25 protein-coding genes, 1 tRNA gene, 1 other RNA gene, 1 pseudogene and 1 CRISPR repeat array are annotated in these 25,417 nt (G+C 38.3%); of the genes and pseudogenes, 20 read left to right on the top strand and 8 right to left on the bottom strand.

Features of this window, described 5'->3' with window-relative positions:
- Nucleotides 1-11: 11 nt before the first annotated feature.
- Nucleotides 12-947: a bifunctional oligoribonuclease/PAP phosphatase NrnA gene (locus tag FJR73_RS09610; protein ID WP_140834653.1), complete on the bottom strand. Its 936-nt coding sequence runs from the start codon at nucleotides 945-947 to the stop codon at nucleotides 12-14.
- Nucleotides 948-1,050: 103 nt separating this feature from the next.
- Between FJR73_RS09610 and FJR73_RS09605 the strand changes: the two genes are divergently transcribed.
- The 10 genes from FJR73_RS09605 to csn2-St all read left to right on the top strand — a co-directional run bounded on the left by FJR73_RS09605 (nucleotide 1,051) and on the right by csn2-St (nucleotide 9,981).
- Nucleotides 1,051-1,494 carry a flavodoxin gene (locus FJR73_RS09605; protein WP_001162125.1) on the top strand — a complete coding sequence of 148 codons (444 nt, stop codon included), beginning with the start codon at nucleotides 1,051-1,053 and terminating at the stop codon, nucleotides 1,492-1,494.
- Nucleotides 1,495-1,609: 115 nt separating this feature from the next.
- Entirely contained in the window at nucleotides 1,610-1,876 is a 267-nt protein-coding gene (locus FJR73_RS09600; RefSeq protein WP_000362496.1) for a chorismate mutase, read from the top strand.
- On the top strand, nucleotides 1,873-2,247 hold the full coding sequence (gene crcB / locus FJR73_RS09595) for a fluoride efflux transporter CrcB (protein WP_140834652.1): 375 nt from the start codon (nucleotides 1,873-1,875) through the stop codon (nucleotides 2,245-2,247). Before FJR73_RS09600 ends, crcB (FJR73_RS09595) begins: the two co-directional genes overlap by 4 nt.
- Complete coding sequence (crcB, locus tag FJR73_RS09590) at nucleotides 2,241-2,570, top strand: fluoride efflux transporter CrcB (RefSeq protein WP_140834651.1); 330 nt, start codon at nucleotides 2,241-2,243, stop codon at nucleotides 2,568-2,570. Before crcB (FJR73_RS09595) ends, crcB (FJR73_RS09590) begins: the two co-directional genes overlap by 7 nt.
- A 118-nt stretch (nucleotides 2,571-2,688) precedes the next feature.
- Complete coding sequence (rplS, locus tag FJR73_RS09585) at nucleotides 2,689-3,036, top strand: 50S ribosomal protein L19 (protein WP_001068669.1); 348 nt, start codon at nucleotides 2,689-2,691, stop codon at nucleotides 3,034-3,036.
- A 41-nt stretch (nucleotides 3,037-3,077) separates the two neighbouring features.
- Nucleotides 3,078-3,149, top strand: a tRNA-Arg gene (locus FJR73_RS09580).
- Nucleotides 3,150-4,161: 1,012 nt separating this feature from the next.
- Entirely contained in the window at nucleotides 4,162-7,527 is a 3,366-nt protein-coding gene (gene cas9, locus FJR73_RS09570) for a type II CRISPR RNA-guided endonuclease Cas9 (RefSeq protein ID WP_140834649.1), read from the top strand.
- Nucleotides 7,528-7,704: 177 nt separating this feature from the next.
- Nucleotides 7,705-8,613, top strand: coding sequence for a type II CRISPR-associated endonuclease Cas1 (cas1, locus tag FJR73_RS09565; protein WP_140834648.1), 909 nt, complete (start codon nucleotides 7,705-7,707; stop codon nucleotides 8,611-8,613).
- Nucleotides 8,614-8,617: 4 nt separating this feature from the next.
- Nucleotides 8,618-8,941, top strand: a complete 324-nt coding sequence (gene cas2, locus FJR73_RS09560) for a CRISPR-associated endonuclease Cas2 (protein ID WP_001268300.1) — start codon at nucleotides 8,618-8,620, stop codon at nucleotides 8,939-8,941.
- Nucleotides 8,938-9,981 (top strand): CRISPR-associated protein Csn2-St, encoded by a 1,044-nt coding sequence (gene csn2-St, locus FJR73_RS09555; RefSeq protein WP_140834647.1) that lies wholly within the window; start codon nucleotides 8,938-8,940, stop codon nucleotides 9,979-9,981. The genes cas2 and csn2-St overlap by 4 nt, the downstream gene beginning before the upstream one ends.
- 70 nt (nucleotides 9,982-10,051) lie before the next feature.
- Nucleotides 10,052-10,746: a CRISPR direct-repeat array (repeat unit 36 nt; unit sequence GTTTTTGTACTCTCAAGATTTAAGTAACTGTACAAC).
- A gap of 71 nt (nucleotides 10,747-10,817) precedes the next feature.
- Here the strand turns inward: csn2-St and yidA are convergent.
- Both yidA and FJR73_RS09545 read right to left on the bottom strand, forming a co-directional pair.
- Nucleotides 10,818-11,624, bottom strand: a complete 807-nt coding sequence (gene yidA, locus FJR73_RS09550) for a sugar-phosphatase (RefSeq protein ID WP_140834646.1) — start codon at nucleotides 11,622-11,624, stop codon at nucleotides 10,818-10,820.
- Nucleotides 11,625-11,636: 12 nt separating this feature from the next.
- Nucleotides 11,637-12,941 carry an HD domain-containing protein gene (locus FJR73_RS09545; RefSeq protein ID WP_140834644.1) on the bottom strand — a complete coding sequence of 435 codons (1,305 nt, stop codon included), beginning with the start codon at nucleotides 12,939-12,941 and terminating at the stop codon, nucleotides 11,637-11,639.
- A gap of 71 nt (nucleotides 12,942-13,012) precedes the next feature.
- Between FJR73_RS09545 and FJR73_RS09540 the strand changes: the two genes are divergently transcribed.
- The 3 genes from FJR73_RS09540 to ffh all read left to right on the top strand — a co-directional run bounded on the left by FJR73_RS09540 (nucleotide 13,013) and on the right by ffh (nucleotide 15,396).
- The gene (locus tag FJR73_RS09540) at nucleotides 13,013-13,390 is read left to right on the top strand and encodes a DUF1934 domain-containing protein (protein ID WP_001813294.1); all 378 of its coding nucleotides are present in this window, start codon (nucleotides 13,013-13,015) and stop codon (nucleotides 13,388-13,390) included.
- 90 nt (nucleotides 13,391-13,480) lie between these two features.
- On the top strand, nucleotides 13,481-13,813 hold the full coding sequence (locus FJR73_RS09535; RefSeq protein ID WP_000402066.1) for a putative DNA-binding protein: 333 nt from the start codon (nucleotides 13,481-13,483) through the stop codon (nucleotides 13,811-13,813).
- Nucleotides 13,814-13,824: 11 nt separating this feature from the next.
- On the top strand, nucleotides 13,825-15,396 hold the full coding sequence (gene ffh / locus FJR73_RS09530; protein WP_140834643.1) for a signal recognition particle protein: 1,572 nt from the start codon (nucleotides 13,825-13,827) through the stop codon (nucleotides 15,394-15,396).
- Between the two features lie 95 nt (nucleotides 15,397-15,491).
- Here ffh and FJR73_RS09525 read toward each other — a convergent pair whose 3' ends face one another.
- Complete coding sequence (locus tag FJR73_RS09525) at nucleotides 15,492-16,775, bottom strand: uracil-xanthine permease family protein (protein ID WP_181146639.1); 1,284 nt, start codon at nucleotides 16,773-16,775, stop codon at nucleotides 15,492-15,494.
- Nucleotides 16,776-16,979: 204 nt separating this feature from the next.
- Complete coding sequence (gene rsmG / locus FJR73_RS09520; protein WP_140834641.1) at nucleotides 16,980-17,693, bottom strand: 16S rRNA (guanine(527)-N(7))-methyltransferase RsmG; 714 nt, start codon at nucleotides 17,691-17,693, stop codon at nucleotides 16,980-16,982.
- A gap of 93 nt (nucleotides 17,694-17,786) precedes the next feature.
- On the opposite strand from rsmG, the gene FJR73_RS09515 reads away from it, so the two are divergent.
- Nucleotides 17,787-18,347, top strand: a complete 561-nt coding sequence (locus tag FJR73_RS09515) for a LemA family protein (protein WP_140834640.1) — start codon at nucleotides 17,787-17,789, stop codon at nucleotides 18,345-18,347.
- Between the two features lies 1 nt (nucleotide 18,348).
- Nucleotides 18,349-19,248, top strand: a complete 900-nt coding sequence (gene htpX / locus FJR73_RS09510; RefSeq protein WP_000895749.1) for a zinc metalloprotease HtpX — start codon at nucleotides 18,349-18,351, stop codon at nucleotides 19,246-19,248.
- A gap of 423 nt (nucleotides 19,249-19,671) precedes the next feature.
- Here htpX and rlmB read toward each other — a convergent pair whose 3' ends face one another.
- Together rlmB and def are read right to left on the bottom strand one after the other, a co-directional pair.
- A complete protein-coding gene (gene rlmB, locus FJR73_RS09505; RefSeq protein WP_000855722.1) occupies nucleotides 19,672-20,400 on the bottom strand; it encodes a 23S rRNA (guanosine(2251)-2'-O)-methyltransferase RlmB in 729 nt (242 codons plus the stop codon).
- A 44-nt stretch (nucleotides 20,401-20,444) separates the two neighbouring features.
- On the bottom strand, nucleotides 20,445-21,056 hold the full coding sequence (def, locus tag FJR73_RS09500; protein ID WP_001272950.1) for a peptide deformylase: 612 nt from the start codon (nucleotides 21,054-21,056) through the stop codon (nucleotides 20,445-20,447).
- A 174-nt stretch (nucleotides 21,057-21,230) separates the two neighbouring features.
- Here def and FJR73_RS09495 point away from each other — a divergent pair, with 174 nt between their 5' ends.
- The 5 genes and pseudogenes from FJR73_RS09495 (at nucleotide 21,231) to tnpA (ending at nucleotide 25,172) form a co-directional block, all read left to right on the top strand.
- Complete coding sequence (locus tag FJR73_RS09495) at nucleotides 21,231-22,556, top strand: CapA family protein (RefSeq protein ID WP_140834638.1); 1,326 nt, start codon at nucleotides 21,231-21,233, stop codon at nucleotides 22,554-22,556.
- A gap of 21 nt (nucleotides 22,557-22,577) precedes the next feature.
- Nucleotides 22,578-23,405, top strand: coding sequence for an HAD family hydrolase (locus FJR73_RS09490; RefSeq protein ID WP_140834637.1), 828 nt, complete (start codon nucleotides 22,578-22,580; stop codon nucleotides 23,403-23,405).
- Between the two features lies 1 nt (nucleotide 23,406).
- On the top strand, nucleotides 23,407-24,042 hold the full coding sequence (locus FJR73_RS09485; protein WP_140834636.1) for an SGNH/GDSL hydrolase family protein: 636 nt from the start codon (nucleotides 23,407-23,409) through the stop codon (nucleotides 24,040-24,042).
- 61 nt (nucleotides 24,043-24,103) lie between these two features.
- Nucleotides 24,104-24,451, top strand: a transfer-messenger RNA (tmRNA) gene (gene ssrA / locus FJR73_RS09480).
- A 206-nt stretch (nucleotides 24,452-24,657) separates the two neighbouring features.
- Nucleotides 24,658-25,172, top strand: a pseudogene (tnpA, locus tag FJR73_RS09475) (IS200/IS605 family transposase).
- 152 nt (nucleotides 25,173-25,324) lie between these two features.
- On the opposite strand, the gene FJR73_RS09470 reads toward tnpA, so the two are convergent.
- A partial coding sequence (locus FJR73_RS09470; protein ID WP_140834408.1) for an IS3 family transposase occupies nucleotides 25,325-25,417 on the bottom strand: 93 nt, incomplete at its 5' end.

Raw genomic sequence — 25,417 nt, 5'->3', positions numbered from 1 at the left:
CAAGTATTTTATCAGTTTTTAAGCAAGTTTTTTAACTTTTGGTAGATGATTTCGTTTTCCTCTTGGCTATAGGAATTGGCACCACTTGCTAGAGGGTGGCCTCCTCCATCATGTTCTTTGGCAATTTCATTGATAGGATGAATTTTACTGCGTAAGCGAACACGGTAGTGGCCATCAGCCTGCTCCACAAAAATTCCCCAGAGACTCACACTGTCAATACGTCCAGGAGCACCGACAATGGCTGCAGTTTCAGCATCGGTAACATTAAATTGTTTCAAGACTTCTTGACTCAGGATAACTCGTGCTGCACCATTTTCATCCACTTCCAGATGGTCATAGATGTAGCCTTGAAGTTTAGCAATTTTGTAGCTCATAGTGTCCATTTTACGAGTGAGAGCCGCAAAATCAAAGTTATGTTCTCTCAAATAAGCAGCCAGGCGAAGAGTCCGTGCAGTGGTAGAAGGGTAGAGGAAGCGACCTGTATCACCGACAATTCCTGCAAAGAGCAACTCAGCAGCGCGATCTGACAAGGCCAGTTGGGTTGTTTGGGCAAATAGGGTAATCATCTCACTAGCGCTACTTGAACTAGTATCCACCCAAGATAGGTCACCGTAGACATCATCATTTGGATGGTGGTCAATCTTAATGAGAAAATCACCTTGACGATAGCGCTTATCATCGATACGAGCAGTATTCGCCGTATCACAGACGATGACAAGGGCGCCTTGGTAAGCACTATCTTCAACAAGATCCATCTCAGCCATCCAAGTAAGAGTTGGTTCATCAAAACCAACGGCTTTGATGGTTTTTTCAGGGAAATGATATTCCAGCAAGGCTTTCAATCCCACCTGACTTCCCAAGGCATCAGGGTCTGGTTTCATATGACGATGAATGATAATCGTGTCGTATTCTTTGATTTTTTCTAAAATTTGATGGCAAATGTCCATAAATAACCTCAATTCTTTCTCATTTCATTGTAGCACAAGAATTTTTATTTTTAAAATGAAAAAGATGTGATATAATGGAGAAAGATAAATTGAGGAGGACGATATGGCATTAGCAAAAATTGTATTTGCCAGTATGACCGGTAATACCGAAGAAATTGCAGATATTGTAGCAGACAAATTACGTGACTTGGGCTTGGATGTCGATGTTGATGAATGTACAACTGTTGACGCTTCAGACTTCTTGGAAGCAGACATTGCTATCGTTGCGACCTATACTTATGGTGATGGAGAATTGCCAGATGAAATGATGGACTTCTACGAAGACCTAGCAGACCTCAACTTGAATGGCAAAATCTACGGAGTGGTCGGCTCAGGAGATACCTTCTACGATGAATTCTGTAAGGCGGTAGATGACTTTGACCGTGTTTTTGTAGCGACAGGGGCAGAAAAAGGTTCAGAATGTGTCAAAGTTGATCTTTCTGCTGAGGAAGAAGACATTGAACGCTTGGAACAATTCGCAGAAGAATTGGCTGCTAAAGTAGGATAAGCATAAACGTGCGCTGATGCAATCAATCAGTGCATTTTTCTTACCGTGACTTGGGATTTTACTAGCCTATTTGGTGGCTTTTTGATACAATAATTCAAATAAAGGAGGAGACTGTATGGATTTAGATAGTATTCGGCAAGAGATTGATCAAATCGACAACCAAATTGTCAAACTGTTAGAAGAGAGAATGCATTTAGTTGAAGGGGTTGTCGCTTACAAGAAGGCTTCAGGTAAACCGATTTTAGATACTAAGAGAGAAGAAATTATCTTTGAAAAGGTTAGAAGTCGTGTAGAGGACAAGCGCTATCAGGAAACTATTGTCGCGACTTTTTCTGACATACTCAAACGTTCGCGTGATTATCAGGATCAAAATATCAAATGAAAAAAGAACAATTTTATCCGCTAGGGATTTTTCTAGCTGCTATGTTGGGTGGATTGGTTCGCTACCTAGTTTCCACTTGGTTACCAGCCAGCCCAGACTTTCCTTGGGGAACCCTTCTTGTCAACTATCTAGGTATTTTATGCTTGGTTTATCTTGTCAAGGGATATCTGGTCTATAAGGGGACTAGTAAGGGCTTGGTTTTAGCGCTGGGTACAGGTTTTTGCGGAGGTCTAACAACCTTTTCTAGTTTCATGCTTGATGCTGTAAAACTGCTTGATACAGGGCGTTATTTTAGTTTAGTTCTGTATTTGCTTTTGAGCATCGGTGGAGGCCTACTCTTGGCTTACTATTTGGGGAGGAAGAAATGGTAATGGTCTATCTTGCAATTGCTTGTGGCTTCGGAGCCCTAGTACGGTATTTCTTTTCCCGCTATAATCAAGCTGCTAAATTGCCCTTGGGAACTCTCATAGCCAATCTTTTGGGTTGTTTTTTGATTGGCTTGCTCTACAACCATGTGGAGTCTAAGGAAGTCTATGCTATTCTAGCAACAGGATTTTGTGGAGGTTTGACAACGTTTTCGACCTTTAATGACGAACTCCAAAGGTTGCTAAGTGATAAGAAGGTCTTTTATTCTTACCTGACTTTGACCTATCTAGGTGGTTTAGTTGCGATTTTTTTAGGAATTCTGCTATAAATTTCTTTACTTTTTTGTGGAAATTTGGTAAACTGTATCTTGTGTGTAATGGACGCACAAAAATACAGTTTATCCGCTGAGGAAGCTTCCTCAAGATTGACAAAGATAGGAGAATAAAATGAATCCATTAATCCAAAGCTTGACTGAAGGTCAACTTCGTACAGATATCCCATCATTCCGTCCTGGTGACACTGTTCGTGTACATGCGAAAGTTGTCGAAGGTAACCGTGAACGTATCCAGATTTTTGAAGGTGTTGTTATCGCACGTAAAGGTGCTGGCATCTCAGAAAACTACACAGTTCGTAAAATCTCTAACGGTGTAGGTGTTGAGCGTATCTTCCCAATCCACACTCCACGTGTTGAAAAAATCGAAGTTGTACGTTACGGTAAAGTACGTCGTGCGAAATTGTACTACTTGCGTGCTCTTCAAGGTAAAGCAGCTCGTATCAAAGAAATCCGTCGTTAATTCGACTAAAAAACTCTGCTTTTCAGCAGAGTTTTTATCTAGCTCCCTTAGTTCAATGGATATAACAACTCCCTCCTAAGGAGTAGTTGCTGGTTCGATTCCGGCAGGGGGCATGTAATTAGATATTCAAAAACCGCTCAGCCGAACGGTTTTCGTCTATTCATACCCTTTTACAGTACCCATGTACGTATGGCATGGGCAACGTCAGATTCGTCATTTGTTTTGGTGATGTATTTGGCGATTTTTTATTCAAAAAAATGTGCTTTGAGTGATTAGAAATCAAAACTTAATTCTATTATTCAAATAAGTATTTGTATAAAGAGTAGGAAGCGAAAAAGTGTTAGTTTTTATTAAAAACGGTATTTTGTTAAAAATAAAAACAGCGACCGAAATCACTGCTTATCAGTTGTAGCAAATTCATAAGGTTTTTCCGCTGTGAGAAGTGCCATTTTGTCCATTCTTGTTTTGCCTTTTCTGAGGTCAGAAACAGTAGTCCAAGGAACTCCAGCGCCTTGCGAAATAGCAGAACTGGATATAGAACTGTTTAATAATTATTGAATATCTTTTCTCATCCTATTTGTCCTTTTTATTTTTTAGATAAATGTATACATTGATTGCAATTATAAAAATAGCTATTGTACTAACCATTACTTTCCTCTTTTCATTTGATAAAATAGAGGTGTGAGGGGCTTTCTCCCCCACCTCTCCTAGCGTATACCCTTGTCTTTTAAGGGATTTATATTTACGCTTTTTATTTTTCCTACGACCGTTATTGCATTCTCTTTACTTGTGAAATTCGTTACTGTTTCAGGAATATTCTTTAGCACCGTTCTAAGTAAGCGAAGCCAATCTTTTGTTCAAGTTCCTTATCTTTATTATATAGTATCATGGTATACAAAGGAAGTCAAAAGTCTCGATAAAGGCTTTTAAAATAATTTTGGACTGAGTCTATCCCTGAAAATAATTTTTATATATTTATTTTTTGTACGGAATGATTGAAGTTAAGAGATATAGTTATCACAAAGATAGAGAAAAATGTTCCATATAATTGTAGATAATGATTTGATTTTTTAGGAAGTAAAGAGTAAAATTTAATTAATATGATGATTAGTTAGGAGTGTAATGATGAATGGTTTAGTTTTAGGTTTAGATATTGGTATTGCTTCAGTAGGTGTAGGTATTCTAAATAAAGATACTGGCGAGATTATTCATGCGAATTCTCGTCTTTTCCCAGCTGCAACTGCAGATAATAATGTTGTAAGAAGAAGCAGTAGACAAGGTAGACGATTAAATCATAGGAAAAAACATCGTAGTGTTCGACTTAAGGATCTATTTGAATACTATGATTTGTTAACTGATTTTTCTAAGGTATCCATTAATCTTAATCCATATCGACTTCGTGTAGATGGATTGAATCAGCAACTCACGAATGAAGAATTGTTCATTGCTTTAAAGAACATTGTTAAGAGACGTGGAATTAGCTATTTAGATGATGCTTCTGAGGATGGTGGTGCAGTATCTTCTGATTATGGTAAGGCAGTTGAGGAAAATAGAAAATTACTTGCTGAACAAACGCCTGGTCAAATCCAACTAGAGCGTTTCGAAAAATATGGTCAGGTAAGGGGGGATTTCACTGTTGTGGAAAATGGTGAGAAGCGCCGATTAATCAATGTTTTTTCAACATCTGCATATAAAAAAGAAGCTGAAAGAATTTTAAGAAAACAGCAAGAATTTAATAATCAGATTATGGATGAGTTTATAGCTGATTATTTAACAATTCTTACGGGTAAAAGAAAATACTATCATGGACCAGGTAATGAAAAATCACGAACGGATTATGGACGTTTTCGAACTGATGGTACTACCTTAGAGAATATTTTTGGTATTTTAATCGGTAAATGTACATTTTATCCTGAGGAATACAGGGCTTCAAAAGCTTCCTATACTGCTCAAGAGTTTAATTTGCTAAATGATTTAAATAATTTAACAGTTCCTACAGAGACCAAGAAACTGGGTGAGGAACAAAAGAAAACAATCGTTGAATATGCGAAGTCGGCGAAAACATTAGGGGCTTCAACTTTATTGAAATACATTGCTAAAATGATTGATGCTTCAGTAGATCAGATACGTGGTTATCGAGTTGATGTAAACAATAAACCTGAAATGCATACTTTTGAAGTCTATCGAAAAATGCAGTTGCTAGAAACAATTCCAGTTGGAGAATTTTCTAGAGAAGTTCTAGATGAGCTTGCTCATATTTTAACTCTAAATACTGAACGAGAAGGTATAGAAGAAGCGATTAATACAAAGTTAATGGATGTATTTAGTCAAGACCAAATACTTGAATTGGTTCAATTTAGAAAAAATAATAGTAGTCTATTTAGTAAGGGATGGCATAATTTTTCTCTTAAACTCATGATAGAATTGATACCAGAACTCTATGAAACTTCAGAAGAGCAGATGGCAATTCTAACACGATTGGGTAAACAAAAATTTAAAGAAACATCAAAAAGAACTAAGTATATTGATGAAAAAGAAGTAACAGAAGAAATCTATAATCCTGTGGTAGCAAAGTCTGTCAGACAGGCCATAAAGATAATCAACGAAGCAACTAAAAAATATGGTATCTTTGATAATATTGTTATCGAAATGGCGCGAGAAAATAACGAAGAAGATGCTAAGAAAGATTATATAAAACGTCAAAAGGCAAACCATGATGAGAAAAATGCTGCTATGGAAAAGGCTGCATTCCAATACAATGGAAAAAAAGAGTTACCAGATAGTATTTTTCATGGGCATAAGGAATTGGCTACTAAGATTCGTTTATGGCACCAGCAGGGAGAGAAGTGTCTCTATACTGGGAAGAATATTCCAATTTCAGATTTAATTCACAATCAGTACAAGTACGAAATTGATCATATTTTACCTCTATCTTTATCGTTTGATGATAGTCTATCTAATAAAGTATTGGTTCTAGCTACAGCAAACCAGGAGAAGGGGCAGCGAACACCGTTTCAGGCATTAGACAGTATGGATGATGCTTGGTCATATCGTGAGTTTAAATCATATGTAAAAGATTCTAAATTATTAGGTAATAAAAAGAAAGATTACCTTTTAACGGAAGAAGACATTAGTAAAATTGAAGTGAAGCAGAAGTTTATCGAACGGAATTTAGTTGATACTCGATATTCCTCTCGCGTTGTTTTAAATGCTCTACAAGATTTTTACAAAGCCCATAAATTCGATACAACTATTTCGGTGGTACGTGGACAATTTACCTCTCAGCTAAGAAGAAAGTGGAGGCTTGAAAAGTCTCGTGAGACTTACCATCATCATGCTGTTGATGCCTTAATTATTGCTGCTTCAAGTCAATTAATGTTATGGAAAAAACAAGCTAATACCCTAATTTCTTATAAAGAGGATCGATTTGTTGATTCAAAGACAGGCGAAATTATTTCGTTAACTGATGATGAATACAAAGAGTTAGTGTTTAAAGCTCCTTATGACCATTTTGTTGATACATTAAGTAGCAAGAAGTTTGAGGATAGTATACTATTTTCTTATCAAGTAGATTCAAAATTCAATCGAAAAATTTCAGACGCTACTATTTACGCAACAAGAAAAGCAAAGTTGGATAAAGATAAGTCTGAAGAAACTTATGTTTTAGGTAAGATTAAAGATATCTATAGTCAATCGGGATATGATGCTTTCATTAAAATTTACAATAAAGACAAGAGTAAATTCTTAATGTATCACAAAGATCCTCAGATGTTTGAAAAGGTAATTGAAGAGATTCTAAGAACCTATCCTTCAAAAGAATTTAATGAGAAGAATAAAGAAGTTTCTTGTAATCCTTTTGAGAAATACAAACAAGAAAATGGACCAATCCGTAAGTACAGTAAAAAAGGCAATGGACCAGAAATTAAAAGTCTAAAATATTATGATAAAAATATTCCTGAATCATTTATTAACATAACTCCTTCTAATAGTAAAAATAAAGTAATCCTACGTCAATTAAATCCTTGGAGAACAGATGTCTATTTTAATCATCAGACGGAGAAGTATGAGTTGCTTGGATTAAAATATGCAGATTTACAATTTGAAAAGAAGACTGGAACTTATTCTATAACTATTGATAAATATAATGAAATTAAAGAAAAAGAAGGAGTGAGCGAGCATTCAGAATTTAAATTTACCTTATATAAAAATGACTTGCTTTTGATTAAGGATACGGAAATTAAGGAGGAACAAATTTTTAGGTTCTTATCTAGAACAATGCCAAACCAAAAACACTATGTAGAATTAAAACCTTATTATAAAGGAAATTTTGAAGGCAAAGAAAGAATTAAAGTGTTTAATACGACATCTAATGGACGCTGTTTAAAAGGATTGGGAAAGAAAGGACTCTCTATTTATAAAATTAAAACAGATGTTTTGGGTAATAAACATTTTATCAAAAAAGAGGGTGAGAAACCAAAACTCAAATTTTAAAAAATATTTAAAAAAGAGTTGCAAACGCTTGTAAGATGTATTATAATAGTAACTGCAAGGGACGCCTTGCACAGTTACTTAAATCTTGCAGAAGCTACAAAGATAAGGCTTCATGCCGAATTCAACACCCTGTCATTTATGGCTGGGTGTTTTCGTTTTGTGAAAGAGGAAAATACGATGACTTGGAGAATTGTGCATGTCTGTCAGAGTGAAAAAATGCAATTGAAGTTGGATAACCTTTTAATTAAGAAAATTGGTCAAGACTATATTATCCCATTGAGTGATATTTCGATAATTGTAGCAGAAGGAGGGGAGACTGTTGTAACTCTAAGGTTGTTAAGTGCTTTAAGTAAGTATAATATTGCCTTAATTGTCTGTGATAATGAGCACTTGCCTACAGGAATTTATCATTCTCAAAATGGCCATTTTAGAGCTTATAAAAAATTACAGGAACAATTATTGTGGACACAGGAACAAAAAGACAAATTATGGCAGATAGTTACTTATTTCAAAATAAACAATCAGCAAGATGTTCTTTCAATGTTTGAGAAGAATATTGATTGTATACAATTATTAGCGGAGTATAAAGAGCATATTGATTTTGGAGATAAAACCAATCGTGAAGGCCATGCTGCAAAAGTCTATTTTAATGAATTATTTGGAAAAAAATTCGTGCGCCTTACACAACAGGAAACGGATGTCATCAATGCTGGTCTAAATTATGGTTATGCTATCATGAGAGCTCAGATGGCACGTATTATTTCTGGGTATGGGTTAAATCCCTTAATAGGAATTTTCCATAAGAATGAATATAATCAATTTAACCTTGTTGATGATTTAATGGAACCCTTTCGGCAGATTGTCGATGTTTGGGTCTATCAAAATTTACGAGATGAAGAGTATTTGAAATATGAATTTCGACTGGCATTAACAGACACACTAAATGCAAAGATTCGTTATGGGAAAGAAACGTGTTCAGTGACGGTAGCTATGGATAAATACGTCAAAGGTTTTCTAAAATGTATTTCAGATAAGGATACTAGCAAATTTTACTGTCCGGTGGTTTCAAGTATAGAATGGAGTTAAGGAAATGAGGTATGAAGCATTGAGATTATTATGTTTTTTTGATTTACCGATGGAAACCAATCAAGAAAAGAGAGTCTATCGTAACTTTCGAAAAGACTTAATTGCTAATGGTTTTGAAATGTTACAATTTTCGGTTTATTATAGAACCTGTCCTAACAGAAGTTTTGCTAGTAAATTCTATAAAAAATTAAGTCAGAGTAATTTACCAAGTGGGAATGTCCGTTTGCTAGCAGTGACTGAAAAACAATTTTCTGAAATGGTTTTAATAATTGGTGGGAAAACAAAGCAAGAAGAAGTAGTCAGTGATAATAAGTTGGTAGTTATATGAAAATGAACATTAGTCATCCGTATAAGGATAATATTTCATTAAGTTTTGGCCAATTTACTCAAATTGTGGGACAAGATCAGCAACTAAAGTACTATATTTGGCAGATACTATTGTGGTATTTTGGAGGAAAAAAATATAGTGAGGAAGATTTAGTTCTATTTGAACAAAATGAGCCTAAAATACTAATAGACGATACAATGGTTTCCCGGTCAGAATTTAGTGTAATTCAAGTGTCCAATATCAATGATTTAATTGAACAAATGGAATATAAAAAAGGAACAGTAGCTTATGATTATATAAAGAAAAAGATTAATTCTATAGAGATAATGGAGCAAATCGAAAATATCAATGACAATCTAGATAGGATTTCACTTTTATTGAATCAGAAATTGAATCTTCAAATAGATGATATTATATATCATACTGAAGCAAAATATTTTAATACGGATCAATTAATTCAAAAAAATTTTTTACCATACTTTGGAAAAAATGATAAAAATATATCCTTTGAATTTGTAGACAATAAGACAAAGTTTTTATTATTTCTTTCCATGTTAGAAATTATAGCGACGAATAGTTCTAAAAAGTTTTTGCTTGTCTTACGAAATTTGGATGATTTTTTATCCTATAATGATTTTGTTGAATGTTGCGAGAAAATGGAGTTTCTGACTAATCATAGAGATTCAATATATATTGTTTTATTTCCTTCCAATGAAGGTTATCTTCATGTCACGAAAGAAGTTTTAGAGGAAATCAATATTGTTTCCGATTATGTTGATCATTTATATTCTCTAGAATTTATGTATGATCGCTTTACCAATCAGTATCCAATAAATCAAATACCTGATGAACAAGAATTTTTAACTTCTTTAAGAAAAATTGGATCCTATTTATTTAGCTCGGACATTCTCCACATGAGTTTATCTGTAGAAGCTCAAGTAGCATTAAAAATTTTGAATAATTTGTATCAGTACAAAATGAAAACAAAATTTCGTGTTGAATCAATCAATCCAATGTTATTGAAATATTTGGAAGAATAGTATTGACGAGTGAGATTTAAGGCTTTATAATATTTTTGAGGGAACAAAAATCAAAATTGACTAATTTGAGGTTTTTGTACTCTCAAGATTTAAGTAACTGTACAACATGCACCAGATTGAAAGGAGTGTTCCAGGGTTTTTGTACTCTCAAGATTTAAGTAACTGTACAACTCGCAAGACTATCCATTTGAGTAGCGATGCGTTTTTGTACTCTCAAGATTTAAGTAACTGTACAACTATTTTCGACTACATAGAACTCATCCTTTGGTTTTTGTACTCTCAAGATTTAAGTAACTGTACAACCAAGTTTTGCCGTAACGTTCTTCAAAACCAGTTTTTGTACTCTCAAGATTTAAGTAACTGTACAACTACAATCGAACAATTCCTAGATATCATCAAGTTTTTGTACTCTCAAGATTTAAGTAACTGTACAACCACCGACTAGATTGCCCTTCTTGCACCATTGTTTTTGTACTCTCAAGATTTAAGTAACTGTACAACTTTTGACGGTTCTTTGATTTCTCGTAACAAGTTTTTGTACTCTCAAGATTTAAGTAACTGTACAACTAGAAGATGACCAGTCATACTCACTAGCAGGTTTTTGTACTCTCAAGATTTAAGTAACTGTACAACAATGGCTACAAGAGAAGGTATTTATGTTGGGTTTTTGTACTCTCAAGATTTAAGTAACTGTACAACCAATAAGAATTAAATCAGCTTCATCAATAAGTTTTTGTACTCTCAAGATTTAAGTAACTGTACATTTAGATAATATTAGCGATTCTCTAACTTATAAAAAACCGCTCAGCTGAGCGGTTTTCGTCTATTCTTTCCTTTTACAGTACCCATGTACGGATGGCATGGGCAACGCCAGATTCGTCATTTGTTTTAGTGATGTATTTGGCGATTTTTTTGATTTCTGGATTTCCGTTTTCCATGACAACGGGATTCCCAACGACTTCCAGCATGGCACGGTCATTTTCTTCGTCACCAATAGCCATGGTTTCATCTTTGGTCAATCCGAGTTTTTCAGCTAGGTGAGTAATAGCTGAACCCTTGTCTACATTCTTTTTAAGGAGTTCGAGGTAGAAAGGAGCAGATTTGTTGATGGAGTAGCGTTCGTAAAATTCGGCTGGTATCTTTTCAATCGCAGCATCGAGAATTTCTGGTTCATCGATAAACATACATTTGACAATTTCCTTGTCAGCCATTTCTTCAGGGGTGCGGTAGAAGATGGGCATGCTGACGAGGGTTGATTCGTGCACTGTATATTTTCCGATATTGCGATTTGCAGTGTAGATACCATCCTTAGTAATAGCATGCATGTGAACACCAAGCTTACGACTGAGAAATTCCATATCCAGATAATCCTCATAAGACAAAGATTCGCTGATAATCTCATGGCCTGTAGCAGTTTCTTGGACCAGGGCACCATTGAAGGTCACGACATAGTCGCCTTCATCTCTCAACTGTAAGTCGTCTAGAAGTTTGGAAACACCTGCGATAGGGCGTCCAGTTGCAATGACGACTTTGACACCAGCTTCTTTGGCATCTTGGATGGCAGAAAAGACCTCAGGAGTAATCTCCTTTTGGCTGTTAACTAGGGTTCCGTCAATATCGACGGCGATTAGTTTAATACTCATAAAATTCCTCTTCTAGTTTTTATTTGGGGTAAAATGATCGTTCTCAATCAAGTGTAAAAATTGCTGGGTAATGCTTGCGAAGATGCTGTTTTGGTCTAACATTTCTTTAGGAAAATAAAAGCGATTATCTCCGTGGCGACTGCCGGCAAGGGATTGGACGATAGGAGACAGGCTAGAGAGTTCGGCTAGTTCTCCATTTTTCTGTAAAATCTCAATCTGTGTCCGTGGATTTTCAGATTCGGGACGATAGATATCATAAGGGAGGTCAAAGTTCTTATGAATAGCAGTGTAGTAGGCAGGATCAAAGCCGATATCCTCAACCAATTTTCTCATGCTAGCGAGCTGGTCTTGATCTTCTTGTGAAAAGGTAATGGATTTAAAGACCTTGCGGTTGACAAAGCGTTGCGATAAATCTGCGAGAATCTTGTCAGGACTGGTCATCCAAAGCTGGAAGTAGGTGTTCATGACACCATCATCCAGTGCCAAATAGTCAGATAAGGTCACATTTTTTTCAAAGAAAGGCAGGAGATGTGGAGAAGTTCGTGCAAAGAAATCTTTTTCTTCAGGATAGAGTTCCTTGGCGCGTTTGAGGAGATTCTGTAGGAGAACTTCCATGGCACGTGTTGCTGGGTGGAAATAGACCTGCATATACATCTGGTAGCGACTGAGGACGTAGTCTTCGATGGCGTGCATGCCATTGCGCTGAAAGGCGATGCCATTTTCGATAGGACGAATGACTCGGAGAATGCGAGTAAGGTCAAATTCCCCATAGGATGCTCCTGTAAAATAGGAGTCGCGCAAGAGATAGTCCATGCGGTCCGCATCAATCTGACTGGAAATGAGTTGCACGACCTGCTTGTTAGGGTAGGTATGGTCGATGACACTGGCTACCTTTTCTGGAAAATCTGGCGCTACTTGTAGTAGGACTTGGTGAATCTCCGTTTCAGGACTTTGGATAATCTCCTGAGTAATGGCTTCATGGTCTGTATCAAAGAGATGTTCAAAAGTATGGGAGTAAGCACCATGCCCAAGGTCATGTAGGAGAGCAGCGGTCATGGTCAAGAGAGACTCGGCAGGATTCCATTCTTCAGGATATTTTTCTTCAAAAATCTCCGTGATACGTCGTGCAATCTCATAGACTCCTAGACAGTGAGAGAAGCGACTGTGTTCTCCACCGTGGAAGGTATAACTGGAAGTTCCCAGTTGTTTGATACGACGCAAACGCTGAAATTCTTTTGTATTAATCAAGTCGTAGATGATTTGATTATTGACATGGATGTAGTTGTGAACTGGGTCACGGAATACTTTTTCGTTCATATGACCATTATAGCAAAATCCTGCTCTTTTTGGTAAAATAGTAGGACAAGAGACAAGAAAGAGGACCTGATGTGAAGATTCGGATGCGAAATACGATTCAGTTTGATGAGCAGTTGGAAGTGATTGACCAACTCTATGACGTGGAAGTGCATGAAAAAGGAGATTATAGCTACCTGCTTTTCTACAATGAGGAAAAGGAAAAAGTAGTGATTAAATTCCATGGTCAAGAACTGGTGATGAGCCGTTTTTCCAATCCCAAGACCATTATGCGCTTTTTAAAGGATAGTGATAGTTTAGCCTATATTCCCACACCTATGGGCATGCAGGAGTTTATCATCCAAACGAGCCATTATCAAGTTGATAGACAAAAGATTGAACTAGATTATCAACTACAAAATCAAGAGGGACATCCCTTTGCCAGTTATCAATTGGAAATTACTTGGGGCTAGGCTCATGTCTTTTTCAAATTTAGCTAGCTATCTTCTCGGATTGACTTCCTGGTGTGGTAGATTAGGCTAATTTTTGGTATAATAAAAGTTATGGAAATCGAAAAAACCAATCGTATGAATGCGCTCTTTGAATTTTATGCAGCGCTGTTGACAGACAAGCAAATGAATTATATAGAGCTCTACTACGCTGATGATTACAGTCTTGCTGAGATTGCCGAGGAATTCGGTGTCAGTCGTCAGGCTGTCTATGATAATATCAAGCGGACAGAAAAGATTCTGGAAGATTATGAGATGAAATTGCATATGTACTCGGACTACATTGTCCGCAGTCAAATTTTTGACCAGATTTTGGAGCGCTATCCCAAGGATGACTTTCTGCAGGAGCAGATAGAAATTTTAACAAGCATTGATAATAGAGAATAAGAGGAAGAAAAATGGCATTTGAAAGTTTAACAGAACGTTTGCAGAACGTCTTTAAAAATCTACGTAAAAAAGGAAAAATCTCTGAATCTGATGTTCAAGAGGCAACTAAAGAGATTCGCTTAGCCTTGCTTGAAGCTGACGTTGCCTTGCCTGTTGTAAAGGACTTTATTAAGAAAGTTCGTGAGCGTGCAGTCGGACATGAGGTCATTGATACCCTTAATCCAGCGCAACAGATTATCAAAATCGTTGATGAGGAACTGACAGCTGTTTTAGGTTCTGATACGGCAGAAATTATCAAGTCACCTAAGATTCCTACAATCATCATGATGGTTGGTTTGCAGGGGGCTGGTAAAACAACCTTTGCTGGTAAATTGGCCAACAAACTCAAGAAAGAAGAAAATGCTCGTCCTTTGATGATTGCGGCGGATATTTATCGTCCAGCTGCCATTGACCAGCTTAAGACCTTGGGACAACAGATTGATGTGCCGGTTTTCGCTCTTGGGACAGAGGTTCCAGCTGTGGAGATTGTTCGTCAAGGTTTGGAACAAGCTCAAGCTAATCATAATGACTATGTCTTGATTGATACGGCAGGTCGTTTGCAGATTGATGAGCTTTTGATGAATGAGCTTCGTGACGTGAAAGCACTGGCTCAACCAAATGAAATCCTGCTTGTCGTTGATGCCATGATTGGTCAAGAAGCGGCCAATGTTGCGCGTGAGTTTAATGCTCAGTTGGAAGTGACTGGGGTCATCCTTACCAAGATTGATGGGGACACTCGTGGTGGTGCGGCTCTATCTGTTCGTCACATTACTGAAAAACCAATCAAGTTCACTGGTACAGGTGAAAAGATTACGGACATTGAGACCTTCCACCCAGACCGTATGTCTAGTCGTATCCTTGGCATGGGGGATATGCTCACTCTGATTGAGAAAGCTTCTCAAGAATACGATGAGCAAAAAGCCCTTGAAATGGCTGAGAAGATGCGTGAAAACACCTTTGATTTCAATGATTTCATCGATCAGTTGGATCAGGTGCAAAACATGGGGCCAATGGAAGACTTGCTCAAGATGATTCCAGGTATGGCCAACAATCCAGCCATTCAAAATATGAAGGTGGATGAGCGTCAGATTGCGCGCAAACGTGCCATTGTATCTTCCATGACACCTGAAGAACGTGAAAATCCAGATTTGTTAAATCCAAGCCGTCGCCGTCGTATCGCAGCTGGTTCTGGAAATACCTTTGTCGAAGTTAATAAATTCATTAAAGACTTTAACCAGGCTAAACAGCTTATGCAGGGAGTCATGTCTGGCGATATGAACAAGATGATGAAGCAAATGGGAATCAATCCAAACAACCTTCCAAAAAATATGCCAAATATGGGAGGGATGGATATGTCTGCCCTTGAAGGAATGATGGGACAAGGTGGTATGCCTGACTTATCCGCTCTCGGAGGAGCAGGAATGCCAGATATGAGCCAGATGTTTGGTGGCGGTCTAAAAGGTAAAATCGGTGAATTTGCTATGAAACAATCCATGAAACGCATGGCGAATAAAATGAAAAAAGCGAAGAAGAAACGTAAGTAAGACAAGGGAAGGCCGCAGGGCTTTCCTTTTTTAGAAAGAAGAAAAATGAGCACTTCCGTAATTGGAAATGCTCGTTTTTTGATATGTTTAGACTCTTAGTCTTTATTTTCGTATGGCAAGATTAAGTTCAAGATGATTCCTGTCATGGCTGATAGGGCAGTACCTGAAAGTGTAACTGGACCAAGTTTAAGGATAGCTCCTCCAAGTCCAAGGACCAACATAGCACTTGCGATGATTAGGTTACGCATTTGACCAAAATCAACACGTTCTTTGATCAAGACTTTCAAACCGTTGCTGGCGATAACTCCATAGAGAAGGATTGACATACCACCAAGTACAGCATTTGGAATGGTTGAAATCAAGGCAGTAAATTTGCCAAGGAAGCTAAGGGCAATTGCGATAAGGGCAGCGTTACGGATAACTGAGACAGAAGCGATACGAGTCATACCGATAACCCCTGTATTTTCTCCGTAAGTTGTATTGGCTGGTCCACCAAGGAAGGCAGAAACAGAAGTTGCGATACCGTCACCAAGAAGAGTACGGTGAAGACCTGGTTCTTTCAAGAATTGACGGCCACAGATTTGACCCAAAACAGTATGGTCTCCGATATGTTCAGAAATTGTTACGATAGCGATTGGTAAGATGGCGATGGTTTCTGGACCAAAGTAAAGATTGTATTCTTTAAAGGTACCACCTGTGCTAAATGGCAAGTAGAAACCAGGAATCTCAAACCAGTTGGCTTTAAGAACTGGTGTAAAGTCAACCAAGCCAAGGGTTAGTGCGAAGAGGTAACCACCGATAATGGCAAAGAGGAATGGAATGATTCGTAGGAAGCCTTTTCCTTTTGTATTGATAAATGCAGCAATCAAGAAAGTAACAACTGCTACAAGAGCATTTTTCCAATTTCCATCAGCTACAAGACCAGCATTGGTAACAGCTGAACCTGCAAGTCCAAGACCGATAACGATGATCATAGGACCGATGATGATTGGTGGCAAGAGTTTATCAATCCATTTTGTACCTGCAAAACGAACACTTGTAGCCACAAGGACATAGACCAAACCAGTCAAGATAACCCCTGTTTGGGCAGCAGATACATCACCACCCATTTCTTTCATAGCAAGTGACATTGCTGTGATAAATGCAAATGAAGAACCTAGATAAACTGGAACTTTAAAACCAGTTGAAATCATGTAGATGAGTGTTCCAACACCTGAAGCAAAAAGGGCAACAGATACAGGCATTCCCAAAATCAATGGTACCAAGATGGTCGCCCCAAACATGGCGAAAACGTGTTGGAAACTAAGGAGAATTCCTTTTCCAGCCGAAGGACGTTGGTCAACGTCTAGTAACAAATCAACAGTTGATTCTTGTTTCATATAAACCTCACTTTTGGGCATCAAAAAAGAGCCCATTATTTTACAGCAATAGGCCCTCAGAGTAAGACTTCTTTAAAATCTAGACTTTAAAGAGTTTCAAATATTTCTGCGTCTTCGTCACCTCACGGGATGACATTAAAAACCTTTGCTTGTGATAGTATAGCAGAAATTACAAACTTTGTAAATATTTTTTTACTAAAAAATTTAAAGCGGGCGTTTATTTGGCATGCCAGCCTTTCTTGGGTATTTGTTGGGCGTTTCTTTTTTCTTTTCTACCACTGTGATATAACGCGGATCTCCATTTGGTAGGGCGTAGCTGAGATTGTCTTCGACTTTACTAAAAAGGAGGTTGAGAGCATTCTTAGCTTCAAATAACTCCTCAGGCGCATTGCTGGCCTTGAGTGCTAATAGTTTGCCACCAACTTTAAGGTAAGGAATTGTCAATTCAGACAAGACCTGCATACGGGCAACCGCACGAGCCGTTACAAAATCATACTGAGCACGGAAGTTCTTGTCTTGGGCAAAGTCTTCTGCACGCCCATGGTAGAAATGAACATCGTTCAAATCCAGTTCTTGAGCCAACAGTTGGAGGAAGTTGATGCGCTTGTTGAGTGAATCAATGATAGTCACATCTAACTGAGGATAGAGGATTTTCATTGGTAGACTAGGAAATCCTGCCCCGGCTCCAATATCAAGCAATTTGATATTTTCATTGGGAATCAAGCCTTGCAGAATAGGTGCAATCGAATCGTAAAAATGTTTGAGATAAACTTCATCCTTGTCCGTAATGGCTGTTAAATTAATCTTTTCATTCCACTCGACCAAGAGCTCAAAATAACGTTCAAATTGTTCTTTTTGCTGGTCCGAAAGTGGAAGGTTCTGCTCGGCCAGCAAGTTGTAAAATGTTTCTGGTTTCATAGTTATTTCCTTCTTTAGTATCATCTTATTTTACCACAATCATAAAAAATTTGATATACTGGTACTAATCTAAAAACAGAAAGGACTTATATCATGACTTGGATTATTCTTGGAGTTATCGCTCTTGTTGTGATTTTTGTGATTGTTAGCTATAACGGTTTGGTTAAAAATCGTATGCAAACCAAGGAGGCTTGGAGTCAGATTGATGTTCAATTGAAGCGTCGAAATGATCTCTTGCCAAACTTGATTGAGACTGTAAAAGGTTATGCCAAATATGAAGGTTCTACCCTTGAAAAGGTGGCAGAACTGCGTAACCAAGTAGCGGCAGCGACTTCTCCAGCAGAAGCTATGAAAGCTAGTGATGCCCTCACTCGTCAGATTTCAGGTATTTTTGCAGTTGCAGAAAGCTATCCAGATTTGAAAGCTAGTGCCAACTTTGTTAAATTGCAAGAGGAGTTGACAAACACAGAAAATAAAATTTCTTACTCTCGTCAACTTTACAACAGTGTTGTCAGCAACTACAATGTAAAATTAGAGACTTTCCCAAGCAATATTATCGCTGGAATGTTTGGATTTAAAGCAGCAGATTTCCTTCAAACACCAGAAGAGGAAAAGGCAGTTCCTAAGGTTGATTTTAGCGGTTTAGGTGACTAAGATGCTGTTTGATCAAATTGCAAGCAATAAACGAAAAACCTGGATTTTGTTGCTGGTATTTTTCCTACTCTTAGCTCTTGTTGGCTATGCGGTTGGTTACCTCTTTATGCGATCTGGGCTTGGTGGTTTGGTTATCGCACTGATTATCGGCTTTATCTATGCTTTATCCATGATTTTTCAGTCTACTGAGATTGTCATGTCTATGAATGGGGCGCGTGAGGTGGATGAACAAACGGCACCAGGCCTCTATCATGTAGTGGAAGATATGGCTATGGTCGCTCAGATTCCTATGCCTCGTGTTTTCATCATTGATGATCCAGCCTTAAATGCCTTTGCGACAGGTTCCAATCCTCAAAATGCTGCAGTTGCTGCAACTTCAGGTCTCCTAGCTATCATGAATCGTGAAGAACTAGAAGCTGTTATGGGACATGAAGTCAGTCATATTCGTAATTACGATATCCGTATTTCGACTATTGCTGTTGCCCTTGCTAGTGCTATCACCATGCTTTCTAGTATGGCAGGTCGTATGATGTGGTGGGGCGGAGCAGGTCGCAGACGAAGTGACGATGATCGAGACGGAAATGGTCTTGAAATCATTATGCTAGTGGTTTCTTTATTAGCTATTGTGCTGGCACCTCTCGCTGCAACCTTGGTACAACTCGCTATTTCTCGTCAGAGGGAATTCCTAGCTGATGCTTCCAGTGTCGAGTTGACGCGCAATCCTCAAGGGATGATTAATGCTCTCCATAAGTTGGATAATAGTAAACCTATGAGTCGTCCTGTAGATGATGCCAGTAGTGCACTTTATATCAATGATCCCAAGAAAGGGGGAGGGTTCCAAAAACTCTTTTATACCCACCCACCTATCTCAGAACGGATTGAACGTTTAAAACAGATGTAAAAATGTGCCTATACAATAAAAAATGAGCATTCTCGTAGTTGGAGATGCTCATTTTCTTATATAAGGGACTCAGAAATCAATTGGTTACGATACAACTTAGAATTTCTTTAGGAAACTTCGTTTAGAACACATGATATATCTAAGAAGAATCTAGTATCTATGTCAAATGGAGGAGGGCAATTAATTGCACTTTTAGCAAATTAGAGAATATTTTTGGCGTGTTCAGAGTGTATGTTAGAGACAAGTAGACCAGCGTAGTAGAGATAGGACTCATTTTCATGAGTATGGATTTTACAAAATTGTTCAAGAATTTAATCTACAAATCAGCTATTCAAAAACCGCACAGTGATTTCAGCTTTATTGTGAGCAAAGCTGAAATCACTGTGCGGTTCTATTTAGAAGTAAGTTTTTGTCCAGCCTCTTTTATAGGCGATTTCGGAAAACTTCATACATAAGAATGGCCGCAGCAACACTGGCATTAAGGCTTTGAACATGTCCATTCATAGGAATGGTGATCATTTCATCGACCTGCTTTTTGATGTTGCTAGAGATTCCTTTTCCTTCATTTCCGATTATGAGGGCAATTTTCCCTTTTGTATTCCACTTATGGCAAGGAGTCCCATTCATATCTGTTCCAAAGGTCCAGAAGCCTTCATCCTTTAGTTTGTCCAGAGTTTGGCTCAGATTTGTCACTCGGGCAATTGGAACGTGCTCAATAGCACCTGTGGCTGTTTTGGCAACGACAGGAGTAACACCGACAGCACGGTGTTTAGGAATGATGACACCTGAAACATTGGTCGCGTCGGCTGTTCTCAGGATGGATCCTAGGTTGTGAGGGTCAGTTAAGCCATCCAGAATCAATAGAAGTGGATTTTCTTCTTGACGTGTTTTTGCTAGGATGTGTTCTAATTCGCTATAGGCAAATTCAGACACTCGTAGAACAAAACCTTGGTGGACAGCACCTTCAGTCATCTCAGAGAGGGATTTTTTTGAAGTCCAAGAAATGGATACCTTCTTTTCTGTAGCCAGTTCCTTGACTTTCTCAACATTCTTACCTCGGAGATCTTCTTGGAGGTAGAGTTTGTTTCCAGTATTTGCATGGAGGGCTTCGGTAACGGCGTGGACGCCATAGACAATATCATTTGTTTTCATTCCTCTATTATAACACAAAACCCCGTCTTGCAACGGGATTTTCTTTATTCTAGAATTAGTAAACCATCTTTAACTGCAAATGGGTCTTTTTCATTGATACGATCGTAAAACATGATTCCGTTGATGTGGTCAATTTCATGCTGAACAACGATGGAGTTGTAACCTTTGAGCTTGATACGGTGTTTTTCCCCATCTTTGTCAAAGTAGTCAACAGTAACGCGGGCATGGCGAACTACGTAGCCAGGCACGTTACGGTCAACAGACAGGCAACCTTCTCCTTCACCAAGAGCAGCGTCTTGAACAGAGTGCGAGACGATTTTTGGATTATACATAATGGCTTGTAAGTCGTAGGCTTCCTTTGGAGTTTCACCTTCTTCGACAATATTAGGTACCAAAACAGCGATAATGCGTTTTGAGATATCCAATTGAGGAGCAGCCAGTCCAACCCCACCGCGGAGTCCCAATTTTTCAGCCATGACAGGATCTTGGGAATGTTTGAGGAATTGCATCATCTTTTCACCAAGGATGATTTCCTGATCAGATAGGGGGAAAGTAACTTCCTCAGCAACTGCGCGTAGAGTTGGGTTCCCCTCGCGGATAATATCGTTCATATCAATCAAGTGAGCAGCTTTTGTAATACGTTCTATAGCAGACATTTTCTCTCCTTTCATTACCTCTACATGATATCACAAAATGACAAGGATTGAAAGCATTACGGCATTAAGTTTATATAGAAAATACCTAGCAGGTTCGATTCAGTTGTGAAAGAATTTCTTATCTGTGATATAATAAAAAGAAAAGGCTTGCATAAGAAAGTAGGGAGAATGAAGATGCAAAGAAGACAAGATAGAAATCAGAGTGGTTCAGCTTTTCGTTTTATGAGGGGGTTTGTAAACTTTTTTAGGAGTTATCGTAAGTGGAGTAATAAGGGATTTGTGGCGATACTTTTGCTAGCAGTTGCTTTATCAATGGGCTTGGTCTTGTTGTTTGAAAGTTTTCAAGGAATTCCCTTGACTAGTCAGAAAAAGGATACTATTTCTCAAGAAGCTAATAAGACGAATCAACATTCCAAAGATCAGGAAGAGGAAAAAACTGCTAGAATTATGGCTCATGGTGATTTGCTTTATCATGATATTCTTTACTTTTCAGCAAAAAAGGATGATGGAACCTATGATTTTCATGAGAATTTTGAGTATGTGACACCTTGGCTTAAGCAAGCAGACTTAGCTATTGGTGACTTTGAAGGGACCATTAATAAGGATCATTATTTAGCAGGTTATCCTCTCTTTAATGCTCCTGCTGAAGTTATGGATGCTATTAAGGATGCAGGTTATCATGTTCTAGATTTGGCTCATAATCATATTTTGGATTCGCAAATTGAGGGAGTTATTTCAACGGCCGATATTATTAAGAAGGCTGGAATCACTCCAATTGGAGTTTATACACACGAGCCACGTGATCAGGCTCCGCTGGTCATTAAGGAAGTGAATGGTATCAAGGTTGCACTTTTGGCTTATTCTTATGGATTTAATGGAATTGAGCAAAATATTTCTCAGGAGGATTATAATCACTATCTTTCAGATTTAGATGAGAATAAAATGAAGTCTGAAATTGAACGAGCGGAAAAGGAAGCAGATATTACCATTATCATGCCACAAATGGGTGTTGAGTATCGCATAGAACCGACTGAAGAGCAAAAAGCTTTATATCACAAGATGATTGATTGGGGAGCAGATATTATATTTGGAGGTCACCCTCACGTCGTTGAACCATCTGAAACGGTTGAAAAAGATGGGGACAAGAAACTCATTATCTATTCAATGGGGAACTTCATTTCAAATCAACGAATTGAGACCATGGAAGGGGTAGAAAATGCTAAGTGGACTGAACGTGGCGTGCTCATGGATGTGACCATTAAGAAAAAAGCCGGTAAGACGACAATCGAAACTGCCAAAGCGCATCCTTCTTGGGTAAACCGTACACCAAAAGGAACCTATTCTCCAGAAGGTTATCCACTCTACCTTTACCAAACCTACATCTTAGAAGATTTTATCGAGGGTGGTAGTCATCGTGACCAGTTAGATGAAGCGACTAAGGAACGAATTGATACAGCTTATAAAGAAATGAATGAACATGTGGGATTGAAGTGGGACTAGCTTAAATCCAGAGGAAAGAAAATGACGATTAAAGTAATTGCGACAGATATGGATGGGACCTTGCTGGATGCTAGAGGCCAGCTTGATCTCCCACGACTGGAAAAGATTTTAGATCAGTTGGATCAGAGGGAGATTCGTTTTGTCATCGCGACGGGGAATGAAATTCACCGCATGAGGCAACTACTGGAGCACTTGGTGAATCGAGTGGTTCTGGTGGTTGCTAATGGTGCTCGTATTTTTGAAAACAATGAACTGATTCAGGCCCAGACTTGGGATGATGGCATTGTCGACAAGGCTTTGGCTCATTTCAAGGGTCGAGAGTGTCAAAATCAATTTGTTGTAACGGGGATGAAGGGTGGTTTCGTCAAGGAAGGTACGATTTTTACAGACCTTGAAAGTTTTATGACTCCAGAAATGATTGAAAAATTCTACCAACGGATGCAGTTTGTGGATGAATTAACCTCTGACCTCTTTGGTGGTGTGCTCAAGATGAGTATGGTTGTTGGTGAGGAACGGTTGAATTCGGTATTGGCAGAGATTAATGACCTCTTTGATGGCCGTGTTCGGGCTGTATCCAGTGGCTATGGTTGCATTGATATCCTTCAAGCTGGAATTCATAAAGCATGGGGCTTGGAAGAATTACTCAAGCGCTGGGACTTGAACCCCCAACAAATAATGGCTTTTGGCGATAGTGAAAATGATGTTGAAATGCTTGAAATGGCTGGGATTGCCTATGCGATGGAAAATGCTGATGAGAAAGCTAAAGCTGTGGCGACTGCTCTAGCGCCAGCTAACAGACAAGGAGGAGTTTATCAAGTCTTGGAAAACTGGTTAGAAAAAGGAGAATGAAGTGGCAGTACAGTTATTAGAAAATTGGTTACTAAAGGAACAGGGCAAAATCCAAACCAAATACCGTCACTTAAATCAAGTTTCTGTTGTTGAACCAGACATTCTTTTTATTGGGGATTCCATTGTCGAATACTACCCTCTGCAGGAGTTATTTGGGACTGCAAAGACCATTGTCAATCGAGGCATTCGAGGTTATCAGACAGGGCTGTTACTAGAGAATCTAGATGCGCATCTTTACGGTGGAACAGTAGATAAAATTGTCCTTCTGATTGGGACAAATGATATCGGAAAAGATGTACTTGTAAATCAGGCTCTCAATAATCTTGAAGCTATCATACAATCCATTGCTCGCGATTATCCATTGACTGAGATTAAATTGCTTTCCATTTTGCCAGTCAATGAGAGCGAGGAGTACAAGCAGACAGTCTATATCCGCACGAATGAAAAAATTCAGAAATGGAATCAAGCCTATCAAGAGCTTGCTTCTGCCTATATGCAGGTAGAATTTGTGCCAGTTTTTGATAGTTTGATAGATCAAGCAGGCCAACTCAAAAAAGAATATACAACTGATGGGCTGCATCTCAGTATTACTGGTTATCAGGCTTTGACCAAAGCTTTGAAAGACTATCTTTTGTAGTTCATTGATTTTCTTTTTGCATTTTTGTGTTAGATAAGGTATAATGGTTTTATTGTCTTTTGGGGTCGTTACGGATTCGACAGGCATTATGAGGCATATTTTGCGACTCGTGTAGCGACGTAAACGCTCAGTTAAATATAACTGCAAAAAATAACACTTCTTACGCTCTAGCTGCCTAAAAACCAGCAGGCGTGACCCGATTTGGATTGCTCGTGTTCAATGACAGGTCTTATTATTAGCGAGATACGATCAAGTCTTGTCTAGCGGCTTGATAAGAGATTGATAGACTCGCAGTTTCTAGGCTTGAGTTATGTGTCGAGGGACTGTTAAACTAATACATAACCTATGGTTGTAGACAAATATGTTGGCAGGTGTTTGGACGTGGGTTCGACTCCCACCGGCTCCATTATTCCTTTGCATTCTTTTGAATTCCTTGGTAAAACGTTGTTAAATCAACGTTTTTTCTTATGCGACTTTCAGTCCGTCTCGCTCCGCTAGGTGCGAGACAAAAAACCACCCGCTATTCGGGTGCACATCGAAGGTTATACCCCAAAAAACTCCAAACGCGATACAATAAAGGTGTTCAAGCCAATTGTAAAGCGAAAGGAGAAAAATATGGCACAAAAGGCTCATAGTTTATCGCACACAAAGTGGCACTGTTCTATCACATTGTGTTCACCCCTAAGTATAGACGAAAAGTCCTCTATAATCAATATCGAAGTAGTTTAGGTGAAATATTTCATCGCTTGTATAGTTACAAAGGAGTTGAAATTATCGAGGGTCACTAAATGCCAGACCATTTACATATGTTAGTCAGTATTTCACCGAGGATAAGTACTTCGAGTTTCATGGGTTATTTAAAAGGTAAGAGTGCTCTCATGATATTTGACAAACACGCCAATCTCAAGTACAAGTTTGGGAATCGGCATTTCTGGGCGGAAGGTTATTATATGAGTACGGTGGGACTCAATGAAGCCACAATTAAGAAATATATTCAAAAGTAAAGAAATTATCCAGTGGATGATTTCTTCACGAGTATGACAATTTGAGAACGAGTAAAGCATGATATAGCACTAGATAAATTGAGTGTAAAAGAGTATGAGGATCCCTTTAGGGATAGTGGTAAGTAATACTAACGCCTCTTTGAGAGGCAAGTGACGAGTCAAGAGCAATGAGGCTTAAACAACGTGAAGGAGGCTGGGTCAAAGAGTATCTAAATCAAAAAACGCATAATATTAAGTGTTGAAAACTTGTACTGACCCCAAAAAGTTAGACAATCAATTTATCCGAAGGATTTAGTTCTGTATTGCACAGGACTGAGTCCTTTTAGTTTTACCTTAATTCGTTTATTGTTGTAGTAATCAATATAGTCTAC

Origin of the sequence: Streptococcus sp. D2 (genome assembly GCF_006385825.1) — a bacterium.
GTDB lineage: Bacteria > Bacillota > Bacilli > Lactobacillales > Streptococcaceae > Streptococcus > Streptococcus shenyangsis.
Note: the sequence above shows the minus strand (reverse complement) of the source record. Positions and strands in the feature narration are given on the sequence as shown.

What these genes read in the sequence shown, in the direction of transcription:
- crcB (WP_140834652.1), top strand. Translation starts at nt 1,873, where the DNA reads ATGAAAAAAGAACAATTTTATCCGCTAGGGATTTTTCTAGCTGCTATG.
- FJR73_RS09605 (WP_001162125.1), top strand. Translation starts at nt 1,051, where the DNA reads ATGGCATTAGCAAAAATTGTATTTGCCAGTATGACCGGTAATACCGAA.
- rsmG (WP_140834641.1), bottom strand. Translation starts at nt 17,693, where the DNA reads ATGAAACCAGAAACATTTTACAACTTGCTGGCCGAGCAGAACCTTCCA.
- cas2 (WP_001268300.1), top strand. Translation starts at nt 8,618, where the DNA reads ATGAGGTATGAAGCATTGAGATTATTATGTTTTTTTGATTTACCGATG.
- FJR73_RS09535 (WP_000402066.1), top strand. Translation starts at nt 13,481, where the DNA reads ATGGAAATCGAAAAAACCAATCGTATGAATGCGCTCTTTGAATTTTAT.
- FJR73_RS09495 (WP_140834638.1), top strand. Translation starts at nt 21,231, where the DNA reads ATGCAAAGAAGACAAGATAGAAATCAGAGTGGTTCAGCTTTTCGTTTT.
- rplS (WP_001068669.1), top strand. Translation starts at nt 2,689, where the DNA reads ATGAATCCATTAATCCAAAGCTTGACTGAAGGTCAACTTCGTACAGAT.
- FJR73_RS09610 (WP_140834653.1), bottom strand. Translation starts at nt 947, where the DNA reads ATGGACATTTGCCATCAAATTTTAGAAAAAATCAAAGAATACGACACG.
- yidA (WP_140834646.1), bottom strand. Translation starts at nt 11,624, where the DNA reads ATGAGTATTAAACTAATCGCCGTCGATATTGACGGAACCCTAGTTAAC.
- htpX (WP_000895749.1), top strand. Translation starts at nt 18,349, where the DNA reads ATGCTGTTTGATCAAATTGCAAGCAATAAACGAAAAACCTGGATTTTG.
- FJR73_RS09600 (WP_000362496.1), top strand. Translation starts at nt 1,610, where the DNA reads ATGGATTTAGATAGTATTCGGCAAGAGATTGATCAAATCGACAACCAA.
- FJR73_RS09525 (WP_181146639.1), bottom strand. Translation starts at nt 16,775, where the DNA reads ATGAAACAAGAATCAACTGTTGATTTGTTACTAGACGTTGACCAACGT.
- FJR73_RS09545 (WP_140834644.1), bottom strand. Translation starts at nt 12,941, where the DNA reads ATGAACGAAAAAGTATTCCGTGACCCAGTTCACAACTACATCCATGTC.
- csn2-St (WP_140834647.1), top strand. Translation starts at nt 8,938, where the DNA reads ATGAAAATGAACATTAGTCATCCGTATAAGGATAATATTTCATTAAGT.
- crcB (WP_140834651.1), top strand. Translation starts at nt 2,241, where the DNA reads ATGGTAATGGTCTATCTTGCAATTGCTTGTGGCTTCGGAGCCCTAGTA.
- cas1 (WP_140834648.1), top strand. Translation starts at nt 7,705, where the DNA reads ATGACTTGGAGAATTGTGCATGTCTGTCAGAGTGAAAAAATGCAATTG.
- FJR73_RS09515 (WP_140834640.1), top strand. Translation starts at nt 17,787, where the DNA reads ATGACTTGGATTATTCTTGGAGTTATCGCTCTTGTTGTGATTTTTGTG.
- cas9 (WP_140834649.1), top strand. Translation starts at nt 4,162, where the DNA reads ATGAATGGTTTAGTTTTAGGTTTAGATATTGGTATTGCTTCAGTAGGT.
- rlmB (WP_000855722.1), bottom strand. Translation starts at nt 20,400, where the DNA reads ATGAAAACAAATGATATTGTCTATGGCGTCCACGCCGTTACCGAAGCC.
- ffh (WP_140834643.1), top strand. Translation starts at nt 13,825, where the DNA reads ATGGCATTTGAAAGTTTAACAGAACGTTTGCAGAACGTCTTTAAAAAT.
- FJR73_RS09490 (WP_140834637.1), top strand. Translation starts at nt 22,578, where the DNA reads ATGACGATTAAAGTAATTGCGACAGATATGGATGGGACCTTGCTGGAT.
- def (WP_001272950.1), bottom strand. Translation starts at nt 21,056, where the DNA reads ATGTCTGCTATAGAACGTATTACAAAAGCTGCTCACTTGATTGATATG.